Consider the following 23,232-nt stretch of genomic DNA (forward strand, 5'->3'; position numbering starts at 1 on the left):
AACCCAGACATGACACGTTCCAACGCAGGGATCCGCATCGAGAACCTGCACCTATCCTTCGGCCCGACCAAGGTGCTGGAAGGCATCGATATGGAGATCAGGCCGGGTGAATTTTTTGCCTTTCTTGGGCCTTCCGGCTCCGGCAAATCCACGCTTCTGCGGGCAATCGCCGGTTTTGGCCCACGACCGCAGGGACGCATTCTGATCGGTGATCGGGACATCGCCGACCTGCCGCCATGGAAGCGCAATGTGGGGATGGTGTTCCAATCCTATGCCCTCTGGCCGCATATGACCGTTCGAGCAAACGTCGCCTTCGGGTTGGAAGAACGCAGGATGCCACGGCGCGAAATAGGGCCGAAGGTCGATGCGGCGCTAGATTTGGTTGGATTGCTGCATCTCGCGGACCGGATGCCAGCCCAGTTGTCAGGCGGGCAGCAGCAGCGCGTCGCGCTGGCCCGAACCGTCGCGATCGAACCGCAGGTGCTGCTCTTGGACGAGCCTCTTTCCAACCTCGATGCCTCGCTCCGCGTGCAGATGCGGCGGGAGCTCCTTGCTCTGCAGCGCAAGCTTGGGTTGACCACGATCTTCGTCACCCATGACCAAGAAGAGGCCAATACCACGTCCGACCGCATGGCTGTGCTTGACGGTGGCATCATCCAGCAAATCGGGACCCCGCAAGAGCTCTATGACAGCCCGGCGAATGGGTTCGTTGCAGGGTTCCTCGGAACCGCGAATATACTGAGGGGCAGTTTGCAAGACGGCGCCTTCGTGACCGAGAGCGGTAACGCGCTGCCTGTTTCGGTCGCGGTGAACGGGGCAACGCGCATCGTGCTCCGGCCACAGAATATCAGTCTGACCGACGAACGCGGCTTCGGTGTCATCCCCGGCATCATCCAGCACAGGGAATTCTTGGGAAGTCAGATCCGATACCTGGTTGAAACAGCCGACGGGCAGATCATCGTGGACCGACTGCATGGCGAGGGAGCGGTGGCGCACGAAACCGGGGCGGAAGTTGCGCTCAAGGTCGAAAGCCTCAGGGCGCCCCTGCTCGTCTGATGGCCGACATCTGGTTCATCCGTCACTTCCGAACGGCGTGGAATGCCGACGGAAAGCTCCAGGGCCGCCGTGATATCGCACTGGACGACCCGCTCAGCCCCGTGGATCGCGCGGCCTTGGCCGCTAATGCCCGTGCGCTGGCGGGGCAACGATTTTCGGCCGTCTGGTCTTCCCCCTTGCTCCGGGCGCGCCAGACCGCAACTCTGCATGGCTTCCCGATGGCAGCAAGCCTTGACGAACTTGCCGAGATCGACTTTGGCGCATTCGAGGGACGGCTCTGGTCGGAACTGGACGAGGCGCACCCGGGCCTATGGCGCGAAGCGCCTCAGCTACTTCCGCTGGGCGAGACCTTCAGTGCCTTCACAACACGCGTCGCTCGGGTCCTAGAACGGGCCGCGCGCCTACCGGGGCCGCCGGTGCTCATGTTCGGACATGGAGCTTGGGCTGGTTGCCTTGCCTGCCTGCACGCGGGCCGCGACCCAGCAACGATGAACCGGCTCACCTTGGCGAACGGTGAACTGCTGCAGTTGTCGGCCGCACATCAAGAAAAGACATCAACTCAAAGGGATGAACAGATTGGCATCGATCGTATTCGATCTTGACGGAACGCTCGTGGATAGTGCGGCGGATATCCATGCCGCGGTGAACCTTATGCTCTCAGCAGAGGGAGGGGAGCCAATCAGCCTTGCACAGGTCCGCAGCTTCATTGGCAACGGTGTGTCGGATCTCGTAGAAAGGGTAATGCTTGCACTGCAATGGGAGGTGGGGGCCGAACGCCATGCACGCCTGCTTGGAGGTTTCATGGCACACTATGATGCGGCACCCGCAGCGTTGTCGGGGCTTTACCCAGGTGTCGCTGACGCTCTTGAAAAGCTGGCATCCGCAGGCCATCGCTTTGCTCTTTGCACAAACAAACCGGCGGGCACGTCCCGCGCGATCCTGAAGCACCTGAAAATTTCAGCGTTCTTCCCAGTTGTCATTGGGGGTGACAGCCTGCCAGTGCGCAAACCCCATCCCGATCCACTGAAGGCCGCATTCGCGGCACTAGGAGGGCAGCAGGGCTGGTATGTGGGCGACAGCGAGGTAGATGCAGCGACAGCAACTGCCGCGGGAGTTCCCCTTTTATTATTTACCGAGGGGTATCGAAAACGACCCATTCTCGAACTTGCGCATGCTGCGAACTTCAATGACTTCGCGATGCTGCCTCATCTCGTAGAGCAGTTAGACGCCAACGCTACCGCCGGAGCCTTGAGACGTCCTACCTGACGCCCCTCTTCCATCAGGTCCCCGCGGCCGCGGGTAGAAAACGGAATCGGTTGTGGCTCTCGGAGCATCAAGCTACGTCGCCCTCGCTTGAGCCGTGCGTCGACTAGCCGAATATCTTCGTGATGCCAGATCGCATGCACCATATCGCCCTTGCCGGATCGATGGCTGTTGGGGGGCGAGATCGCAAAGATCTCACCCCCCGGACTAGACAGCGTGTAATGGATCGAGGTGCGCGGACACGCAGCATAGGTCACTTCTGCGGGAATGACGTCGGAGCGCGTTTCGCGCTCAGCTGCACCCCGATGTGGGCGCAGCAACATCCTTGTCTGGCCCTTCAGGTAGATGTCCGAGGAAGCACATAATCGTGCCCTTGCAAACGGACTGTTATGGCGGCCTCCGACGCGTTGACTTCTACATCGATTGGGTTCGCGTCATGATAAAATCGACAACATCGTGTGAGGAACACTCCGGATAGCCCGCGAGGGCTGAAGGGAGGTGATCTACTGCGTGCGATGAAAGCCGGAGCGCGAAAACCCCAAGAGTGCACTCGTGTGCAACATTCAAGTTGACTTGCTTGCTTGAATACTGAAACGTCTAGGAACAGGAATGTTGATATTTTGCGGATTCGTTAGCTTGTGGAGGAGCCGGCGAATAATGTGGAACAGCCCTGCCTTGCACGGCTGTTCGCGATCCTTGAGGGAGGGAAAAACATGCCAGCAGATGGTGTGCAAGAGGCAATCGCGGCCCATGGCGCGACGGTAAGTTTGCATGGCTCGAATGCGCTGAAGAAGAAGACCTTAACATGAGGCCCAGCACTGAAGGGGTCTCCGCCCATCGCATTTCCCAGATCGATGGGCCTTCATGGCCGGTTCGCATGCGCTACAAGATCCGCGTGGCGACCCGCGAGCCTACCACCGTAATTGGCATTCTGGTCGCGAGCCTCTTCGCCTACCTCATCGTCGTGCCGATCCTGTCGATCCTTTCCGACGCAGCGACAGTCCAGTTCGGCGACGAGCGACGGACCAAGGCAGAAGATGGAGCTTTCACGCTCTACTACCTTACGCGAGCCTTCACCTCGCCGGTAGCACGCTCGCTGTTCTGGGAGCCGCTGCGAAATACACTCGTTGTGGCAGGCGGCGCGATATTTGTGTCGATGATCATAGGTGGCATACTTGGTTGGCTGCTGAGCCGGACTGATATGTTCGGCCGTCGCTGGTTCGCCACCGCGCTTATCGTGCCCTATATGCTGCCCGCCTGGACCTTCGCGCTGGCTTGGAGCACGCTGTTCAAAAACCGCACCGTCGGCGGCCAGCCCGGCTGGTTCGAGAGCCTCGGCTTTTCACCACCCGACTGGCTGGCCTATGGGCAGTTCCCGATCACCGTCATTCTCGCGCTGCACTACACACCGTTCGTCATCCTGTTGTTCGGCTCGGCCCTGCGGCGCTTCGATAGCCAGCTGGAGGATTCTGCGCGCATCCTCGGGGCGAGCACCCGCACAGTGGCGACACAGGTAATCCTGCCGCTGATGCGCCCCGCATTGATGTCGGCCATGGTGCTGATCTTCGCCAAATGCCTTGGAGAGTTCGGCGTCGCCTATGTGCTTGGGCTGCCGGTGAATTATGACGTGCTGGCGACCTCGCTTTATCGCTCCATCGCCTCGCGTCAGACCGGGGTTGCAGGGGTGCTGGCTGGGGCGATCATGCTGATCGGCGTCATCACCATACTTGTCGACGCCTATCTGGTGCGTGAGGCCCGGCGATTTGTCACCGTGGGCAGCAAAGGCTCGATGAACCGGCCGTCGCAGCTGAAGGCATGGCGTATTCCTGCGACCGGCTTCGCTGCGACGATCTTCCTTCTCAGCGTTGGCCTTCCCCTCCTCACGCTGTTCCTGTCCACCATCATGCGGATGCCCGCCAACTTCCACTGGTCCAACTTCACGCTGGATTACTGGATCGGCTGGGATCTTCCGACCGTGGCAATGCGGACCGGCATCCTGCTCAGCCCCGACCTGTGGCGTGCGGCGTTCAACACAATCACCATCGTCGGCCTCGCGTCGCTCTGCTCCGGCCTGCTCGGCCTGCTGACAGGTTATGTCGTGGTTAGGACACCGGTGCGCGCCCTGTCGGTCTTCCTGCGACAGGTGACCTTCATGCCCTATCTCGTTCCGGGCATTGCCTTTGCTGCCGCCTACCTGTCGCTCTTTGCCGTGCAGCGCGGTCCGGTGCCGGCCCTCTATGGCACCGCGGCGATCCTGATCCTCGCGCTGATGGCGGACCAGATGCCCTATGCTTCGCGCGCCGGGATTTCGGCGATGATGCAGCTGGGCAAGGACCCCGAGGAGGCCGCGCAGGTCGTGGGTGCGGGTTGGCTGAGGCGGATGACCTGGGTGGTGATCCCGATCCAGAAAGGCTCGCTGGTGACCGGCATCCTTCTGCCCTTCATCTCGGGCATCAAGGGACTGAGCCTCTTTGTGATCCTCGCCGTCCCCAGCACCGACGTGCTGACCACCTTCTCGTTGCGGCTGGTCGACTACCACTACACCCAGGCAGCCAATGCCGTGGTGCTGATCATCGCCGCCATCGCCTATTTCGGAACCATCGCCGCCCAGCGGCTGACCAAAACAAATCTCGCGGAAGGACTCGGAAGCTGATGCCTGCAATCATTCTGCGAAATGCACAGAAGAACTACGGTGCGGGCTCGCCTAATGCGGTGAGCGATCTGGATCTGGAGATCGGCGACGGCGAATTCATGTGCCTTCTCGGGCCCTCGGGCTGCGGCAAGACCACAACGCTTAGGATGATCGCCGGGTTGGAGAACCTCTCCGGTGGCGAGATCCGCGTCGGTGAGCGCGTGGTGGACTCGGTAAACAAGGGCATCTTCATTGGGCCCGAAAAGCGCGAGATGGGGCTGGTATTCCAGAGCTATGCGCTCTGGCCCCACCTGACCATCGAGCGCAACACCGACTTCGGCCTGCGCCTGCGCAAGATCCCCAAGGCCGAGCGCGAAGTGCGGGTGACCAAGGTGATGGCCGCGCTGGATATCGAGAAATACCGAGACCGCTACCCCTCGCAACTGTCCGGCGGACAGCAGCAGCGGGTGGCGCTGGCGCGGATGCTGGCAGTGAACCCCGGTGTGCTGCTGCTGGACGAACCGCTGTCGAACCTCGATGCGCGGCTGCGGCTTGAGATGCGGGCGGAGCTGAAGCGCATCCACGCCGCCTTCAAGACGACCATAGTCTTCGTGACCCATGACCAGTGGGAGGCGATGACCCTCGCTACTACCATCGCGGTGATGAACGAGGGCACGTTGCAACAGATTGGCACTCCAAACGACATCTACGACCGTCCCGCCAACCGCTTTGTCGCCGAATTTGTCGGCAGCCCGCCGATCAACCTGTTCGAACTTGCAAGCAACCCTGACCACCCCATCGATCGCGCCGCCCTAGATTTTTTGGCGGCACGGCTCGGTGCGGGAGCCGAGATTGGCTCGATGGGTATAAGGCCCGAGGCACTGCAGATGGCGCTGCGCGAAGCGGATGTGCCTGCAGACGACTTCCACCATGCGGCCACGGTGACCGGGGTTCTGCCCACCGGCGGAAGTTGGATTGTCGAGACGAATTGCTCCGGCAAGGTGATCTTCCTGACCACTTCAGACAGCCCGACGCTGACCGGCGGTGAGACAGTGCACCTGCACGCCAGGCCATCTGCCCTGCACGTCTTCGACCAAAGCGGCAACCGGCTTTGCGCTGCCGACGACCGGCTGGCCGGCGCCCGACTAAACTGACCACGACGAAATCCAGGGAGGGATGACGCTATGATACGCCAGACAAGAGTGGCCCTGCTCGCCACGGCCGCCTGCGGCCTTGCCAGCATGGCAGCAGCGCAGGATGAAGTGGCGCTGCTCGCCGCCGCGAAAACCGAGCCTCCGATGACTGCCTATGCAGTGACCGGCAAGATCGTCGATACCGCGGAAGCGTTCAGCACGAAGTATGGCCTGACAGTAACCGGAAAGAAGGTCGACGAGTCGGGCCAGGTGGATCTCTTGATCCGCGAAAACCAAGCCAAGAACGTGGTTGGCTCCGTGTCGATTGCTTCGGACGTGGCGGTGATCACGGCAGAGCTGCTGACAAAGGGGATCGTTGAAAGCTGGGTGCCCGAGGCGCTTGCAGCAGAGTTGCCCGAGGGTGCGCAAAGCCCGCTGGTCGCAGTCAACGATCCGCATGTCTGGGCCTACAACAGTGCTGCGCATGACGCCTGTCCGGTGAGCAATATCTGGCAGCTGACCGAACCCGACTGGTCACGCCTTGTCAGCATGATGGACCCGTTGGAGCGTCCCTCCTATGCCGACTGGTTCAACCAGCTTGAAACCCATCATGACGTCGAGATCGCGGCCGCCTACGAGGCGCAGTATGGAAAGCCGTTCGACCCGTCTTCGGGCAGCGCAACCGAAGCCTGGGTCCGGGCCTTTGCCGCAAACGCGCCGCTGATCTCCGACTCTTCTGGCGTCTCCGCCGCCATTGGCGCACCGGGGCAGGAGAGACCATTCATGGGCATGCTGTCCGCCGCAAAGTTTCGCGACAACACCGACAAGGGCTACAGCCTCGCCATCTGCGAGGGGATGATGCCCTTCACCGGTTGGCTATACCCCGGCCTAGCCGTCATCGCCACTGGCACCGCAAGCCCGAATACAGCGAGACTCTTCGTGCATTACCTACTTACCGAAGAGGGCATCAAGCCGCAAAGCGTCGATGGCAAGATCCCCGCTGATCCCCGCATCGGCCTGCCCGATAACGAGGCGTCGGGCGTGGCCAAGGTGCTGCCACAACTCATGGTCTGGGACACCGCCTCGTCCGAGAGCGATCTCGACAGGCGGCAGGACTGGCAGGACGTCTGGCGCACCAGCTACAGCCGCTGAACGAAACGCTGGGTCGCACGGGGCACAGATCCCGGCGGCCTCCAAACCAGAACGGGAGGAGACGACATGAGACTGAACACCACCATCGCGGCGCTGCTGCTCGGCACCGCTACCCTCGCACAAGCCGAGGATTTCAACGTCGATGCGCTGATCGAGGCGGCCAAGTCCGAACCGCCAATAAACGTCTATGACAGCACCGGCAAGATCGTCGAGATGGCAGAAAACTTTACGGCGAAGTATGGCGTGCAGGCGGTCGGCCAGAAAGTAAAGGCGACGGCACAGCTGGAAATGATCATCCGCGAGGCGCAGTCCGGCAACGTGCAGGGCGATGTCTCGATCATTTCAGACGTGCCGTCGGCCATGGCACAGCTGATCCCGCAGGGCTTTGCCAAATCCTGGGTCGCCCCTGACCTTGCCGACAAGATCCCGGCAGAGATGCGGGACCCGCTGATCGTCGTGAACAGCGCCAATGTGCTCGCTTACAACACCAAGCTCTATGACAGCTGCCCGATCACCAACATCTGGCAACTGACAGAGCCAGAGTGGAAGGGCCGCATGGCGATGCAGGACCCGCTTGGCAAGCCATCCTACACCGATTGGTTCAATCAGATGCGGACCTACAGTGACGACAAAATCCGCGCGGCCTACGAGGCACATTACGGCAAGCCGCTGGAAACCGCTGAGGCCAGCGCAACCGAGGCCTTCATCGCCGCACTCGCGGCCAACGGGCCGCTGCTGACCGACGCCGATGCCGCCGCGGCCGAAGCCGTCGCTGCCCCTGGCCAGACCGAACCCTTCGTCGGCCTCGTCAGTTCCGCTAAGTTCCGCGACAACGCTGGCGCGGGCTTTTCGCTCGGGCTGTGCACCGACGTTGATCCGATCATCGGCTTCATGAACTCCGGCGTCGGGCTGATCATGACCGGCTCGGACAGCCCGAATGCCGCGATGCTGTTCATGCACTATGCGATGACCGCCGAAGGTATCGCCCCGCAAGCCGAAGACGGCAAGATCTCGTCCAACACCGAGGCCAGCCTGCCCGATGACGAGCCTTCGGGGATCATGGCCGCCGTGGATCAGGTGCTGGCCTACAACCCGGCCAGCGGGCTTGACGACTGGGAAACCCGGCAGGACTGGCAGGACTTCTGGCGCGTGAACTATCGCCGCTGAGGCGACGAGAAAACGAGGCCCGACCGCTTCCGGTCGGGCCCAGCCACAGGAATGGATCTCATGACCCTCAGGATCACCCCTCTTTTCGCCGCGCTTCTGCTGCCAATGGCAGCGCAGGCGCAGGATTTCGACCTCGAAGCGCTGATCGCCGCCGCCAAGGCCGAGCCGCCGATCACCATTTATGACAGCACCGGCAAGATCGTCGAAATGGCCGATGCCTTCACTGCGAAATACGGCATAGTGGCGACTGGACAGAAAGTCTCTGCGAACGCCCAGCTCGAGATGCTGTTGCGCGAAGCTCAGGCAGGCAATGTGCTGGGCGATGTTGCGCTGATCACTGACACACCGGCTGCTTTGGCGCAGCTTCTGCCGAACAAGGTGGTCGAAAGCTACGTCCCTGCCGATATCGCCGAGACGATTTCGGAAACCTTTCGCGACCCGCTGGCGATTTCTACCAATGCGAACGTCTGGGCTTACAACACGGAAAAATACGACTCCTGCCCCGTGACCAATATCTGGCAGTTGACCGAGCCCGAGTGGAAGGGCCGCGTCGCCGTAGTCGATCCGTTGACCAAGGGCAGCTACACAGACTGGTTCAACCAAATGGCCGAGCACGGCGGCGCCGCGCTCTCGGAGGCCTACGAGGCGCATTACGGCAAGCCGCTGGAAACTGATCTGGACAACCCGGCGGCGGCTTGGCTGGCGGCGCTGGCCGCCAACGGTCCGCTGGTGTCGGATGGGGATGACCGGATCTCCGAGGCGGTAGGTGCCAAGGGGCAGGACGCGCCTTTCGTCGGGTTGCTCAGCTCGGCCAAGTTCCGCGACAACGCTGACAAGGGCTATGCGCTCGGCCTATGCTCCGAAATGAAGCCTTGGGTCGGCTGGACCTATACCAAGCTCGGCCTGATCGCGGCCGGCACCGACAGCCCGAATGCGGCGCGGCTGTTCATCCACTACGTTCTGACCGAGGAAGGCATCATGCCGCAGATGCTCGACGGCAAGATGCCGACGAGCAGCGCCATCACTCTACCCGCCGACGAGCCCTCCGGCCTCTCGACGCATTTGGCCGCCTTGTTCCCCTATGACACGGCCAGCGGCATGAGCGACTGGGACACGCGGCAGGACTGGCAGGACTTCTGGCGAGTCCATTACCGCCGCTAGTCCGCCTTGGCGGGGCGCGGCCTCTCCCCCGCGCCCCGTCTCTTCTTACAGAAAGCACACAGATGACCACCTTGCATCGCCGTCTCGTCGATACTGCCGCACGCGCCGCTCGCCTTGTCGAAGCGCCGCTGCTGGCCGCGTTCCGGTCGCAGATGGAGGTCGATTACAAAGTCGACCGCCACGACCCGGTGACCGTACATGACCGCCGCTCGGAGGCGATGATCCGTGACTTCATTTTCGCCGAAGTGCCGGACTCGACCTTCATGGGCGAAGAGGGAGGAAGCATCGGCGACGGCGAGGTGCGCTGGTATGTTGACCCGATCGACGGCACGGCCAACTTCGCGCGCGGCATCGCTTTCTGGTGCGTCTCGGTCGCGGCGGTGGTCGGCGGCGAGATCGTGGCGGGGGCGATCCTCGATCCGGTGACGGGCAACCTGTTCACCGGATCCGCCGAGGGGGCTTGGCTGAACGGCCAGCCGATGTGGTCGCGCGGCTGCCCCGACGAGAGCCGCGCCGTGCTGATCACCGGCTATCCGGTAAGCCGGGATTTCCGGTTGGACGGGCGGGATGTCGCGCTGGAACGGTTCGGCCGTCTGACCGAAACTTTCGCCACGCTGCGCCGTCCCGGCTCGGCGGCGCTGTCGCTGGCGCATGTGGCTGCGGGCTGGGTCGACGCGGCGGCGGGCTTCGGCGTGAACCCTTGGGACGTAACGGCGGCGATCCTGATCCTGCGACAGGCTGGCGGACGCTATTTACCTCAGTCGCTGGGCCGCGTCGCCGCCGACGCTCCGGCCCATCTGCATCCCGGCTATGTTGCGTTGGGACGGGGTGCGGATTACCCTATGCTGACCCGTATTGCGACCGAAATCTCGGAGCAACGGAGGGCGGCGGCGGTTGTGGCGCATACGCGTGCATCTTGAATATGCATATATAACGGCCCATAGCCTAAAGATTTTCCGATTACTTGTTGAAGACATTGCACATATGTGCAAACCCGAGGCGCCAGCGTTTGCCGAGTGCGGCACGCGCATCAGAGACAGGAGCTGACCCCCGATGACGCTTGATGAAACGGAGATTGATCAGCGCGAGATGTTCTGCCGAGACCTTGCACGCAGTGCGGCGGCACTGGCGCTGGAAGGCTTCAGTCGGCAGGCCGGTCAGCCGATCGGCATGAAAGGTCCGCAGGACTACCTGACTGAAACCGACGGATTGGTGGAGCGACATGTCCGCGAGAGGATCGCCGAAGCCTTCCCGGAGGACGGCTTTCTGGGCGAGGAGACCGGCGGCAACCCCGGCGACACCGCATGGGTGGTAGACCCGATCGACGGCACGGCCAACTTCGCCCGTGCGATCCCACATTTCTGCATCTCCATCGCCTTCGTTGCTGGCGGAGAGATCGAGCTGGGCCTTATCGTCAACCCCGCGCTCGACGAGACCTACTTTGCCCGAAAGGACCGAGGAGCATGGCGCAACGGTCAGCCGATCCGGGTCTCCGCCACATGCGACATTCGCGCGACCTCCTTCGAACTCGGGTGGTCGACGCGCGTGCCGCACGATCGCTACCTCGGCGTGCTCGGTGCTCTGCTCGAGGCGGGCAGCAACGTGCGCCGTGGAGCTTCCGGGGCACTGGCGCTGGCCTATGTCGCCGATGGGCGCTCGGACGGGTATGCCGAATTGCACATGAATTCGTGGGATTGCCTCGCCGGATTTCTTCTCGTGACCGAGGCGGGCGGCGTTGTCGGCCCGTTCCTCTCCGCTGGCGGGCTGCTGGACGGCGGCCCGGTGCTTGCCGCCACGCCGGGTGTTGCCCGGGTGTTGTCAGCCGCAACCGGTATCCCGCTGCTCGGCGGTGAAACCTTCGCATCGGAGAAAGTGGCATGATGGATTACGAGGCACAGGCCGAGGAAGATGCCCGCATGATGCGCTATGACCGGCCGACCATCAGTCTGATCTACCAGAACCTGCCAATCCACGGAGTCAATCTTTACGTCGGCGGCCGCGAGGGGGCCTCGGACATCCCGTTGCTGAAGGCCCATGGCATCTCGTCGGTGCTGAACTGCGCAGTGAACCTCGACTTCAACTATGTCGACGCAGCGACCTCCGAGGGTGAGGGGGTCGGCTACGGACCAGCGCTGATCCGCTATTACAAGCTCGGCATCGTCGACGGGCCGGGCAACCCGCAGACGATGATGCTGGCCGGATACTTCCAGTTGCGCGGCGTGTTCGAACAGATCCTGCCGGAGAAACCCTCCTATCCGCTGCGCGAGCGCGGCAATGTGCTGGTGAACTGCCGGGCCGGTCGCTCGCGCTCGGTAATCCTCGTCGCGCTGTTCCTGCATTTGCATGTCCCAGAGGAGTTTCCCACTCTGGAGGATGCCATCAACCATGTCCGGCGCAAACGCGAGTTGCGCCCAGACGAGTGGCACGAGACACCGAAACCGATGCTCATCGCCGCCGCCGAACGCACGGCGCAGTGGGTGCGGCTGATTGACGACGATATCGCCAAGCACGGCGGGCGGCTGAGCGGATCTGCCTAAGTGACCCGTATCGCCCTCATAGCCGATCCACATTTTCACGACCTCGCATGGACGCCCGCAGGGACCGATCTGCCCGGTGCCATCCGCAGCTATACCGACACCGCCGCCTCGACCCGCGTCTTCAACGAGAGTGCAGCGGCGTTCCGTGCCGCGTTGGATCGTGTGGTGGCCGAGAAAATCTCGGTGGTGGTCATCGTCGGCGATCTGACGGATGACGGACAGGAGCCGAACATCCGCGCGGCGATGGCGCTGCTCGACAGCTACAGCGCCACGCATGGGCTGCGGTTCTTTGCGACGCCGGGCAATCACGACCTGTTTGCGGTTGAGGGGCGGCACCAGACCAAGGAGTTCCTGCGCGGGGATGGCACGCCGGTGACGGTGACCAGCGACCCGGCAATCGTCGGCGCGTTGCTGTCGCCGGATATGGCCACAATGGGCACCCGGCCTGCCCTCGATCTGATGGCGACGCTCGGCTTTCAGCGCGGCGCGCAGGATCTGCACTGGGAAAGCCCGTTCGGCACGGACGAAGACTTTGGCCAGCGGACCTATGTCGCACGCAGCCCGTCGGGCAAGATCACCTACCCGATGATCGACGCTTCCTATCTGGTCGAGCCGGTCGAGGGTTTGTGGCTGCTGTCAGTTGATGCCAATGTTGCCACTCCCGATGACGACGGGGGCTTTTCGGATCCGACGGACGGCGGCTGGGACGCCGTGCTGGATCAGCGGCCCTATCTGCTGGACTGGATGACCGATGTCGCATCGCGGGCCAAATTTGGCGGCAAGGCTCTGCTGGCCTTCTCGCATTACCCGGTTCTCGATGCGCTCGGCGGCACGTCGGCCGAGGAGGTCGCGCTGTTCGGCGCGACAGGCTTGGCCAAACGTGCGCCAAGCGATGCGGTGGCGCGGGCCTTCGCGGCGACCGGCGTGACGGTGCATGTCTCGGGCCATCTCCACGTGAACGACACTGCGCTGCACCCGTCGGGCTTTGCCAACATTGCAGCCCCCTCCCCCGTCGGCTTTCCCGCGGCGATGAAGATCGCCCGCGTTGGCGGCGGAAGCCTGAGCCTCCGCACCATCCCCTTGGACCATGTGCCGGGGCATGATCGCGCCTTCGCGGCCTATCGCGCCGAAGCCAAATTTAAGGGCCGGCCAGCCGCAGCCGCTTGCGCGGCCGCGTCGCATGGGGCTTTCATCGACGCCCATCTACAGGATCTCGTGGCCACCCGCTACATCGCGCGCGAATGGCCCACCGATATGGCTGCCTTCCTACCCGACAAGCGGTCTGCCGATCTGCTGGCACTGCTGGGTGTCGAGCTCCCGGGAAGCCCCGATTTTGCGATGAAGACCTTGGTCGAAGACTGGTATCGCCTCCGGAAGGGTGCCGATGCCGCAACGCGCTACATCGCGCCGGAGCGGCTGGCCTTCTATCGCAGCCTCTGCACCGCGCTGCCTGATCTGCCGGAAGATAGCCTCGCCGGTCGCTTCACCGCCTTTCTGCGGATCATGCGCCGCCACCTTGCCCGCCCCCCCACCAGCGATTTCACGCTGGATCTGGCGGCGATGCGGATGAGCGACAACACCGATTAGGGGCGCACCGACTTCCGCCAGACAGTCTGCAAGGCAAAGCGGGTCTCGTCACCTGCCGGCTGCTCGTTTCGGATCACCTCGGCGATGTGATCCGAGATCGCCTCGATCGGCTGGCGGAACGTGGTCAGCTCGTAGCCCCCCCAGCTGGCCTCGGGAATATCGTCGAAGCCAATGACACACAGATCCTCGGGGACCCGCAGCTGGAAGTCACGCCGTGCCGCGTCCATGAAGCCGAGGGCCAGGAGATCAGTCATGCAGAACACGCCGTGCGGTCTCTGAGACGCCGAAAGAATTTGCCGCGCACTTTCCCCACCAGTCAGATAGCCGGTGGGTCCGGCATGCGTGGCCTGCACGGCAATACCATCCGCCTGCGCCGCTGCCATAAAGCTAGCCTCGCGCGCAGTGAGGCTGGGGGTTCCTGCCGTTGAGCTGACCACCGCCAGCCGCTCGCATCCTGCCCGGCGCAGCATCAGGTAGGCCTCGCGTGCTGCCGCTCCATTCTCCACCATGATGCATTCGGCACCATCGGAAATGTCGTCGCGGTTGATCAGGATCACCCGCTGCCCATTGTCGATGCAGGTCTTCACCAGCATGGCCGAGGGGCTGCCCGACACAACCACCGTCGCGTCGGCTCGATAGTTCAAGGTCTGGCGCAGGGCCGCGCCGACACTGCCCGCGTCGCCGGAGGTGTTCAGCACCATGACCACCTTGCCGATCTCTTGGAGCTTGCGGGTGCAAGCCTCCATGAAGGCCGACTGGTAAGGCGTCTGCATGTCGGCGACGATCAGGCAGACAATGCCCGAGCGGTGACGGATCAAACCCCGCGCGAGATGGTTGACATGGTAACCAAGTGCTTCTGCCGCCTTGAGGACCTTCCGCCGGGTTTCCGGCGAGACGCTGGCTCCTTCAGTAAAGGTTCGCGAGACCGCCGATCTCGAAACCCCAGCGGCTTCAGCAACCCTGGCGGCGCTTACGGGAGCTTTAGATCTTCCAGGTGATTTTGCCATGAGCACATCCGTTTTCTCAGCTTGCTGCAAACTCTCACATCTGCGTCACCAAGGAAATATCTGCTTTAAGCCTTTACATTAAAAGATTTTCGGGGGAGCAACAGGGAGAAAGGTAACCGCCCCGCATTGATTGCATTGCACACCCGTGCATTGCCTGTCAGTATCAGACACGCCAAATCGATCAGGTGATCCGATGGAGGACTTGAAGTGGGATCTACAATCCAGCTGATCGATCTGCTCGGCGCCGCGGCGCTGCTGTTCTGGGGGCTGCGGCTGATCAAGACCGGCGTGATGCGCGCCTTCGGGGCAACGCTGCGTCAGTGGATCTCGCGCGGGACGCGGAACCGGGTGTCGGCGGCCGGTTGGGGTTTCCTCGCCACGCTCGGCCTGCAGTCGAGCACGGCGACCGCCGTCATAACCGGCTCCTTCGCCAGCCGCGAGATCATCTCGGCGCGGATGGCACAGGCGGTGCTGCTGGGGGCCAACCTCGGCACGGCCATCGTCACCCTGTTCCTATCGATGGATGTGCACTGGCTGGGCAGCGCCTTTATCCTGGTCGGCGTGACCACCTTTACTCTGAGCGCCGGATCGTCGGGCAAGGCGATTGGTCGGGCCTTGCTGGGGCTGGGGCTGATGCTGCTGGCGTTGCGGCTGCTTGGAGGGGTCACCGAGCCGCTGCGCGAGTCGCGCACTGTCGTCGCCATGCTTTCCGGTCTGGCCGATGCGCCGGTCTTCGCGCTAATCTTCTCTGCCGGGCTGGCGGTGCTGGGCTCGTCGAGCCTTGCGGTGGTGCTGCTGGTGATGTTCCTCGCCAGTGCCGGGGTGGTGGAGCCGGCGCTGGCGCTGGTGCTGGTGGCAGGGGCCAATCTTGGCGGCGCCATCCCACCCTATCTGGCCGTGGCGGGGGATGGGATCGCCGCGCGGCGGCTGACGCTGGCCAACTTGATGGTGCGCAGCTTCGGTGCACTGGTCGTGCTGGTCGCCGCCGCCCCGCTGACCCCGCTGCTGCTACAGGTCCTGCCCGATCCGCGCAGCCTCACCGTGGCGGCGCATGTCGGCTTCAACCTCGCGCTGCTGTTGATCTTCCTGCCGCTCATCGGCCCGGTGGGGGCGCTGGCCGAGAAGGTCCTGCCCGCCAGCGGCAGCCGTGCGCGAAGCGGGCCCGAGTATCTAGACGACAGCCTGCTCGACACCCCCGGCATGGCGCTGGCCGTCGCCGCGCGCGAGACGCTGCGGGTTGGAGATATCGTCGGGGCCATGCTGCAAAAAAGCCGACTGTCGCTGGAAAACAACGACGAGGAAACCGGACTCGACGTGACCCGGCTGGAGCAGGAGGTCGACACGCTGACCGAGGCGATCAAGCTCTACGTCTCGCGGCTCAGCCGACTGGAACTGGACGAGGCCGACGTGCGCCGCTCCAACGAGATCATCTCCTACGCCATCAATCTGGAGCATATGGGCGACATTATCGAAAACGGCCTGACCGAGATCGCGGTGAAGAAGATCCGCAAGCGGTTGATGCTGTCGCCCGAGGGTCTGGTCGAGATCGGCGATGTCTACGACCGGACCTCGAGCAACCTGAAGTTGGCGCAGGCGATCTTCCTCGGGCGTGATGTCGATCTGGCGCGGCAGTTGATGGAGTCGAAGATCGAAATCCGCAGGCTGGAAGCGCGCTCGGCAGCACTGCATCTGGCGCGGGTGCGGGCCGGGCGGATCGAGACCATCGAGACCAGCACAATCCACCTCGACCTGCTGCGCGACCTGAAGCGCGTAAATGCCCACCTCACCTCCGTCGCCCACCCCATCCTGCACGAGATCGGCGCCTTGCAGGAGAGCCGGGTGCGGGGCGTTCAGTCGGAGACGAAGCCCGCCAAGACGCTCGACGCACGTGAGCACCCGCTGTGAGGTGAGGCTGGGCAGCCGAGCATCTGCCCGTCTGCCCGTCGTAGTATCTTCCGACGCCGGTTAGACAATCGAATGTTGACAAGCGGAGGCACAGGCAAGAGGCTGGTGCATAGGTGTGCAAGCATCAAGCCGCGCCAAGCGGCGACCGGGAGGAGAAGATATGAAAAGATTGCAAGTTGCCCTGCTGGGCGGCGCCGCGGCGCTGACGGCGGGTGCCGCCGCGGCGCAGGAACTTAACCTCATCTGCTCGGCGGATGTAGTGATTTGTGAAAAGCTGGTTGAGACCTTCGAGGGCGCGCACGAGATCGACGTGAACATGGTGCGGCTGTCCTCGGGCGAGGCCTATGCCAAGATCCGCGCCGAAGGCCGCAATCCGCAAACCGACCTGTGGTGGGGCGGCACTGGCGACCCCCATCTCCAAGCCGCCGCGGACGGGCTGACGGCCGAATACCAGTCGCCGATGCTGGCCGAGTTGCAGGACTGGGCGGTAAAACAGGCCGAAACCTCTGGCTACAAGACGGTCGGCGTCTATTCCGGCGCGCTCGGTTGGGGCTATAATACGCAGATCTTCGAGCAGAAGGGGCTGACCCCACCGAAATGCTGGGCCGACCTGCTCGACCCCGCGCTGAAGGGAGAGGTCCAACTCGCCGATCCGAACTCATCCGGCACGGCCTATACGGCCCTGGCGACGATGGTGCAGCTGATGGGCGAAGATGAAGCCTTCGACTACTTCAAGAAACTGCACGCCAACGTCTCGCAATACACCAAGTCGGGCTCGGCCCCGGTAAAGGCGGCGGCGCGCGGCGAAACGGGTCTGGGCATCGTCTTCATGCATGACGCAGTTGCTCAGGCCGAAGAGGGCTTCCCGATCCAGGTCACCGCCCCCTGCGAAGGCACCGGCTACGAGATCGGCTCCATGTCGATGGTCGAAGGCGCGCAGAACCCCGACGAGGCCAAGGTGTTTTACGACTGGGTGCTGACGGCGGATGTGCAAAGCCTGATGCCCGACGCCGGGTCGTTCCAGATCCCGTCCAACAAGTCGGCCAAGGCGCCCGAAGCCGCGCCGAAGCTGGAGGAGATCAAGCTGATCGACTACGACTTTGCCGAATATGGCGGAGCAGAGCGTCGTCAGGCCTTGCTCTCGCGCTGGGACACCGAGATCGGTGGCACCGCGTCCGAATGATCCTTCGTGGCGGGGCAGCCCCTGCCCCGCCGCACATCCGGAAGGATTTTGAATGACCGGTGACAACCGCAGGCTCGACCTTGCGCTCGGCGCGGGTATTCTCGCGCTGGTGCTGCTGCCCTGGTATCGCGTGCGCTCGGGTTTCTTCGGCTTTGACTGGGTCGCCGACCTGCCGGGGAAGTCCGACCTCTGGCCCGCCGTCGCGCAGGCCGTCACCGGACGCTGGCAGCTGTTGCCGGTCCTCGCGCTGTTCGTGGCGGCGGTGGCCCTTCGGCTGCTGCGTCCCGCCGGGCAGCGCGGCAAAGCGCTGGCGTGGATCGGCGCGGCGGGTCTGGGCTGGATGCTGGCCGAAGGTCTCTCCATTGGTCTGCGCGGCTGGAACTGGGGCCCGCTGGAAGCCAGTTTTGGCGAGATAGCGGGGCAGCCTGCCTTCGGAGCCGGAGCCGTCACACTGGTGCTTGCCTTCACTCTGCTAATCGCCTTCGGTCTGGCAGAAAAGGGCGCGCTGAAGGGCGACGGCTTCGTTCTCGCCTCGATTTCCGTGCTGATCCTGCTTGTCGCTGCTTTCGTGTTCTACCCGATCCTGTCGATGTTCACCGGCGCGTTTCAGGATTTCGACGGCTCCTTTACCGCTGCGGGCGTCCTGCGCAACATCGGCGATCCGAAGATCTGGAGCCTTGGCTGCCTGTCGGGCGGCACATGCGGCGTAGCGTGGCGCACCTTCTTCCTCGCCTGCTGCACGGCAACCGCCTCCACTTTGCTCGGCCTCGCCTTCGCACTGGTCGTCACCCGGACCGGCGTGCCGTTCAAGAAGGGCTTCCGCCTGTTGACGGTGTTGCCGATCATCACCCCGCCTTTCGTTGTCGGCCTTGCCCTGACCATGATGCTGGGCCGCGCCGGGTTCATGACCGTTTGGATCGAGGACGTGACCGGCTGGGAATTGGGGCGCTGGCTCTACGGTCTCACCGGCATCTGGATCGCGCAGGTGCTGAGCTTCACCCCCATCTCGTTCCTCGTGCTGATCGGCGTGGTCGAGGGCGTCTCTCCCTCGATGGAAGAGGCGAGCCAGACCCTGCGCGCCGGGCGATGGCGCACCTTCCGGCGCGTGTCGCTGCCGCTGATGGCACCGGGGCTGGCCAATGCCTTCCTCATCGGCTTCATCGAGTCGATGGCCGATTTCGGCAACCCTCTGGTGCTGGGTGGCTCGGGTGGCGTGCTGTCGACCGAGATCTTCTTCGCCGTCGTCGGCGCGCAGCACGATCCGTCGCGCGCGGCGGTTTTGGCCACGGTGCTGCTGGGCTTCACGCTGTCCGCCTTCCTCGCGCAGCGTCTGTGGCTGTCCGGGCGCAGCTTTGCCACAGTGTCGGGCAAGGGCGACGGCGGCAGGCCTGCCAAGCTGCCGCTGGCGGTATCGGTGCCCGTGACCGCCATTGTGATCTTCTGGGGCCTGTTCACGATCACCGTCTACAGCATGATCCTGTTTGGCGGCTTCGTGAAGACCTGGGGGCTGGACCACTCGCTCACCACCGAGCACTACATCCGAGCCTTCGGGATCAGCTTCGCCGATGGCCTGCAATGGACCGGGGTCGCGTGGAAGAGCTTCTGGACCACGATGGAGATCGCGCTGCTCGCCGCCCCGCTGACCGCCGCCGTCGGACTGCTGACCGCCTGGCTGATCGTGCGGCAGACTTTCCCCGGCAAATCGGCCTTCGAGTTCGCCCTGATGATGAGCTTCGCCATCCCTGGCACGGTGATCGGCATCAGCTACATCATGGCATTCAACCTGCCGCCGTTGCAGATGACCGGCACGGCGCTGATCCTGATCTTCTGCTTCGTGTTCCGGAATATGCCGGTGGGCGTCCGTGGCGGGGTCGCGGCGATGGCACAATTGGACAAGAGCCTCGACGAGGCCTCTCTGACCCTCGGCGCCACCTCGGCGCGAACGCTGCGGCGGGTGATACTGCCGCTGCTGCGCCCGGCGATCCTCGCGGCGCTGGTCTACAGCTTCGTGCGGGCGATCACCTCAATCTCGGCGGTGATCTTTCTGGTCAGCGCGAAATACAACATGGCGACGGCTTATATCGTAGGCCTCGTCGAGAATGGCGAATACGGCGTCGCGATCGCCTACAGTTCGGTGCTGATCGTGGTGATGATCTCGGTCATCGGCACCTTCCAACTGTTGGTTGGCGAGCGGCGGCTGCGGCGACCTGCGTCGCCGGACGTGACAGGAAAGGCTTTGGCATGAGCAATGCGACCCGCGGCGCCGTCGAGTTCGACAGCGTCCGCAAGGACTTCGGCGGCTTCTCCGCCATCCCCGCCCTGTCGCTGAAGATCCAGCCTGGCGAACTGGTCACGCTGCTCGGCCCGTCTGGCTGCGGCAAGACAACGACACTGCGCATGCTGGCGGGGCTGGAGAGTCCGACCTCGGGGCGCATCCTGATCGGCGGGCAGGACGTGACGCGGCTGCCCGCAAACCGCCGCGACGTGTCGATGGTGTTTCAGTCCTACGCGCTGTTCCCGCACATGTCGGTGCAGGACAACGTGGTCTATGGGCTGGAATCCGGCGGGATGAAACGGGCGGAGGCCCTCGCAGCCGCTGAGCACGGGTTGGAACTGGTGGGCCTCGCGGGGCTGGGCCAACGCCTGCCGTCCGAACTGTCGGGAGGGCAGCAGCAGCGGGTCGCCGTGGCGCGGGCGCTGGTGCTGGAGCCGCAGGTGCTGCTGCTGGACGAGCCGCTGTCGAACCTCGATGCGCGATTGCGTCGGCGGGTGCGGACCGAAATCCGCGAATTGCAGCAGCGGCTGGGCTTCACCGCCGTCTATGTGACCCACGATCAGGAGGAGGCGCTGGCAGTCTCCGACCGGATCGTGGTGATGAAGGACGGGCGCATCGCACAGGACGGCACGCCCCGCGAACTCTACGAGCATCCGGTTTCCGAGTTCATCGCCGACTTCATCGGCGAGGCCAATGTTGTCGATTGCGACGTCCTGTCGGTGGACGGGCCAACGGCCACGGTTGGCATCGGCGGTCTGCGCCACACCCTGCCGGCGCGGGATGCCCGCCCGGGCCCGGCAAAGGTATCGATCCGCTCCAACGCGATCACAGTGATGCTAGCCGACAATGCAACCCTTGCGGGGCGCGTCGCCTCCTCCGCCTATCTCGGGGATCACATCGAATACGAGATCGACAGCCCGCTCGGGCTGCTGTTCGCGGTCGATACGGAAAGCGACGCAGCGTTGCCCGCTGGGACGTCGGTCGCTCTGGGTTTCCGGCCTCGCGGGCTTGCGCTCATTCGATGAGGTGCCGTTGGTCACTGCGGCGAGACTGAGTAGCGCAAACCCGAAATCCGACCCATGCATTCCGAGGTTCTCCAATGTCCAAGGCATCAGCCGTCTTCATTCCGAAACGCAATGCTATCGAGTCCCTCTTCGGGCGCCGAAAGGTCGTAATCGGCGTCATTCACGCGCTGCCCCTCCCCGGCTCTGCCCGCTACGATGGCGAGCTGATCGAGCATATCTATGCACACGCCGTCGCAGAAGCCCGGCGCTACCGGGAGAACGGGGTCGACGGGCTGATTGTGGAAAACCACGGCGACATTCCCTTTGTGAAACCCGACGAGATTGGACCCGAAACTTCTGCCGTGATGGCCGTGATGACCGACCGAGTCAGGGCAGCGGTGGGCGGTCCGGTCGGGATCAACGTGCTGGCGAATGCGCCGCTGCCGGCTTTGGCGGTGGCCAAGGCGTCGGGCGCGGACTTTATTCGGGTCAATCAGTGGGCCAACGCCTATGTGGCCAACGAAGGCTTCATGGAGGGCAAGGCCGGGGTGGCTACTCGCTATCGCGCCTGGATCGGTGCGCGGTCGGTCAAGATCTTCGCCGATGTCCATGTGAAGCACGGCGCGCACGCCATAGTCGCCGACCGCCCATTAGCGGAGATGGCGCGGGACGCCGAGTTCTTTGACGCCGACGGCATCATTGTCACCGGGCAGCGCACGGGCGACGCGGCTAGCCCGGAGGAACTGGAACTGTTCGCCGGAGCCTCCGGCCTGCCGGTGCTGGTAGGCAGCGGCGTGAACACTGAAAACGTCGCCGCGATCCTCGGACATGCCGATGCGGTGATTGTGGCGAGCTCGCTCAAAGGCGATGGAAAATGGTGGCACGAGGTTGATGAAGAGCGGGTTCGCGCCTTCATGTCGGTGGTTGAGCGCGCCCGGGGATGAGTCGTGGTCGCAGTGTCGGCAATGACAAGGTTATGCAAACCTTGGCCACTCCGTGCGGCCACTTAAAGCGAAAAGTCCTTTCAGCGCGACGACGTTTGATCTGGAAACACGACTTACGGTCACCCTCACTTGGTGAGGTATCCCTTCTCCCGAAGATAGTCCGTGAGAATGATCTCGGCCATCGAGGCAGTCGATCTCTGGTCATCTTTGGCCGCCCGCTCAAGCGCGAACTTCAATGAGGGATAAATCCGCAGGCCGAGGGGGGCAGTTCTAGTTTCACGATCTTCTGACAATGTTAGCACTTTCTGGTTGACGCTTGGATTTGCTTCGTGTTATCAAACATATGCTAACAATGCAAGCGGCCCGTGATGGTGCTTACGACACGAGCACGGGCCTGACCCTGATCCGATCTTACAAGGAGATCAAACCATGGCTGTTACTACCCCTATCACTTTGGCCGGCGGCATCAAAGCATCGCATTATGAACCTGCACCGCTGCACCCGACCTGCGCCGCCTCGCCAGCCTCCACAGCATTCACCGCGCTGTCGAACGTCCTGGCGGAAGCCCGCGCCACTGAAGAACTGCGCGCCAGCCCCGCCGTGTGGGATCTGGCCCTGCATGATCTCGACGCGGCCGCTGAAGATGCAATGAACGCAGCTATCGAGGCTGCCCGCATCGCTGGCGATGCGCCGATCGTCCTCGCATCAGATCGCCGACTCGTCTTCGCAGCGCGTTTCATCCACTGCGCGCTCGGCATGGAGCACGCACCGGATCGGGACAACCTCCTGCACTTTATTGGCTCGAACAGCCGGCTGTGGGGAGCGGACAGCAGCGGGCCTACCGCGCGACGGGCGGAGGCGCTCATGGAGCTCGCGGTCGAGCGGCTGCTCGCTCTGATGGATCTGCAGGACGAGCATGCGTCCGAAGAGACGCTCGGCTTCTAAACCGGCGGCTACAGATCGCCCCCGGATGCCGTGGGCACGTCGGCCAGAAAGGTCACAGCGCCCGTGATCGACCAGCCCGTCTTCAATTGACAAACCCCGGCTCCGCCTCTCCGGGCAGGGCCGCTTGCTGGCTCGCCCCGAGCCATGCGCCGATAAAATACGGATAATTACATATGTTTTTCGCAAACCAAGGCGCGGAGCTGAGCTGGCTCAGCGCAAGCCGCGCGCCAGGGGCGTCGGCACAGGGCCGGAACGCCGTAATCCCCAGAAAGTCGCGCCAA

The 23,232-nt window shown here is 63.4% G+C and carries 20 protein-coding genes; 18 read left to right on the plus strand and 2 right to left on the minus strand.

Annotated elements, in window-relative coordinates; all coding sequences use genetic code 11:
• The first annotated feature begins 9 nt into the window (after positions 1-9).
• From AC3A5Z_RS22720 to AC3A5Z_RS22775, 12 genes are all read left to right on the plus strand, one after another.
• Positions 10-1,056 (plus strand): ABC transporter ATP-binding protein, encoded by a 1,047-nt coding sequence (locus AC3A5Z_RS22720; RefSeq protein ID WP_487521551.1) that lies wholly within the window; start codon positions 10-12, stop codon positions 1,054-1,056.
• Positions 1,056-1,658, plus strand: a complete 603-nt coding sequence (locus AC3A5Z_RS22725) for a histidine phosphatase family protein (RefSeq protein WP_487521552.1) — start codon at positions 1,056-1,058, stop codon at positions 1,656-1,658. The genes AC3A5Z_RS22720 and AC3A5Z_RS22725 overlap by 1 nt, the downstream gene beginning before the upstream one ends.
• Positions 1,633-2,322: a phosphoglycolate phosphatase gene (gene gph, locus AC3A5Z_RS22730; RefSeq protein WP_487521553.1), complete on the plus strand. Its 690-nt coding sequence runs from the start codon at positions 1,633-1,635 to the stop codon at positions 2,320-2,322. Before AC3A5Z_RS22725 ends, gph begins: the two co-directional genes overlap by 26 nt.
• A gap of 874 nt (positions 2,323-3,196) precedes the next feature.
• A complete protein-coding gene (locus tag AC3A5Z_RS22735; protein ID WP_487521554.1) occupies positions 3,197-4,972 on the plus strand; it encodes an ABC transporter permease in 1,776 nt (591 codons plus the stop codon).
• Positions 4,972-6,105: an ABC transporter ATP-binding protein gene (locus AC3A5Z_RS22740; RefSeq protein ID WP_487521555.1), complete on the plus strand. Its 1,134-nt coding sequence runs from the start codon at positions 4,972-4,974 to the stop codon at positions 6,103-6,105. Before AC3A5Z_RS22735 ends, AC3A5Z_RS22740 begins: the two co-directional genes overlap by 1 nt.
• Before the next feature lie 30 nt (positions 6,106-6,135).
• The gene (locus AC3A5Z_RS22745) at positions 6,136-7,236 is read left to right on the plus strand and encodes an ABC transporter substrate-binding protein (protein ID WP_487521556.1); all 1,101 of its coding nucleotides are present in this window, start codon (positions 6,136-6,138) and stop codon (positions 7,234-7,236) included.
• Positions 7,237-7,302: 66 nt separating this feature from the next.
• Positions 7,303-8,403, plus strand: coding sequence for an ABC transporter substrate-binding protein (locus AC3A5Z_RS22750; RefSeq protein WP_487521557.1), 1,101 nt, complete (start codon positions 7,303-7,305; stop codon positions 8,401-8,403).
• A 60-nt stretch (positions 8,404-8,463) separates the two neighbouring features.
• A complete protein-coding gene (locus AC3A5Z_RS22755; protein ID WP_487521558.1) occupies positions 8,464-9,564 on the plus strand; it encodes an ABC transporter substrate-binding protein in 1,101 nt (366 codons plus the stop codon).
• A gap of 62 nt (positions 9,565-9,626) precedes the next feature.
• Positions 9,627-10,484 (plus strand): inositol monophosphatase family protein, encoded by an 858-nt coding sequence (locus tag AC3A5Z_RS22760; RefSeq protein WP_487521559.1) that lies wholly within the window; start codon positions 9,627-9,629, stop codon positions 10,482-10,484.
• 133 nt (positions 10,485-10,617) lie between these two features.
• Positions 10,618-11,445, plus strand: a complete 828-nt coding sequence (locus AC3A5Z_RS22765; RefSeq protein WP_487521560.1) for an inositol monophosphatase family protein — start codon at positions 10,618-10,620, stop codon at positions 11,443-11,445.
• The gene (locus tag AC3A5Z_RS22770; RefSeq protein ID WP_487521561.1) at positions 11,442-12,101 is read left to right on the plus strand and encodes a dual specificity protein phosphatase family protein; all 660 of its coding nucleotides are present in this window, start codon (positions 11,442-11,444) and stop codon (positions 12,099-12,101) included. Before AC3A5Z_RS22765 ends, AC3A5Z_RS22770 begins: the two co-directional genes overlap by 4 nt.
• Entirely contained in the window at positions 12,102-13,688 is a 1,587-nt protein-coding gene (locus AC3A5Z_RS22775) for a metallophosphoesterase family protein (protein ID WP_487521562.1), read from the plus strand. It begins immediately after the preceding gene.
• Here the strand turns inward: AC3A5Z_RS22775 and AC3A5Z_RS22780 are convergent.
• A complete protein-coding gene (locus tag AC3A5Z_RS22780; protein WP_487521563.1) occupies positions 13,685-14,695 on the minus strand; it encodes a LacI family DNA-binding transcriptional regulator in 1,011 nt (336 codons plus the stop codon). The two genes, AC3A5Z_RS22775 and AC3A5Z_RS22780, sit on opposite strands and share 4 nt — an antisense overlap.
• 207 nt (positions 14,696-14,902) lie before the next feature.
• Here AC3A5Z_RS22780 and AC3A5Z_RS22785 point away from each other — a divergent pair, with 207 nt between their 5' ends.
• The 6 genes from AC3A5Z_RS22785 to AC3A5Z_RS22810 all read left to right on the plus strand — a co-directional run bounded on the left by AC3A5Z_RS22785 (position 14,903) and on the right by AC3A5Z_RS22810 (position 22,951).
• The gene (locus AC3A5Z_RS22785; RefSeq protein WP_487521564.1) at positions 14,903-16,600 is read left to right on the plus strand and encodes a Na/Pi cotransporter family protein; all 1,698 of its coding nucleotides are present in this window, start codon (positions 14,903-14,905) and stop codon (positions 16,598-16,600) included.
• Between the two features lie 160 nt (positions 16,601-16,760).
• Positions 16,761-17,783: an ABC transporter substrate-binding protein gene (locus AC3A5Z_RS22790; RefSeq protein ID WP_487521565.1), complete on the plus strand. Its 1,023-nt coding sequence runs from the start codon at positions 16,761-16,763 to the stop codon at positions 17,781-17,783.
• Between the two features lie 52 nt (positions 17,784-17,835).
• A complete protein-coding gene (locus AC3A5Z_RS22795; RefSeq protein WP_487521566.1) occupies positions 17,836-20,028 on the plus strand; it encodes an ABC transporter permease in 2,193 nt (730 codons plus the stop codon).
• Positions 20,025-21,083, plus strand: a complete 1,059-nt coding sequence (locus AC3A5Z_RS22800; RefSeq protein ID WP_487521567.1) for an ABC transporter ATP-binding protein — start codon at positions 20,025-20,027, stop codon at positions 21,081-21,083. The genes AC3A5Z_RS22795 and AC3A5Z_RS22800 overlap by 4 nt, the downstream gene beginning before the upstream one ends.
• Before the next feature lie 74 nt (positions 21,084-21,157).
• A complete protein-coding gene (locus AC3A5Z_RS22805; RefSeq protein ID WP_487521568.1) occupies positions 21,158-22,006 on the plus strand; it encodes a BtpA/SgcQ family protein in 849 nt (282 codons plus the stop codon).
• 429 nt (positions 22,007-22,435) lie between these two features.
• Positions 22,436-22,951, plus strand: a complete 516-nt coding sequence (locus tag AC3A5Z_RS22810; protein ID WP_487521569.1) for a hypothetical protein — start codon at positions 22,436-22,438, stop codon at positions 22,949-22,951.
• Between the two features lie 82 nt (positions 22,952-23,033).
• Here the strand turns inward: AC3A5Z_RS22810 and AC3A5Z_RS22815 are convergent.
• Positions 23,034-23,232: hypothetical protein (locus AC3A5Z_RS22815; RefSeq protein WP_487521570.1), on the minus strand; the 199-nt coding region annotated here is incomplete at its 5' end.

It is taken from the genome of Cereibacter sp. Soil_C_27 (assembly GCF_057657095.1).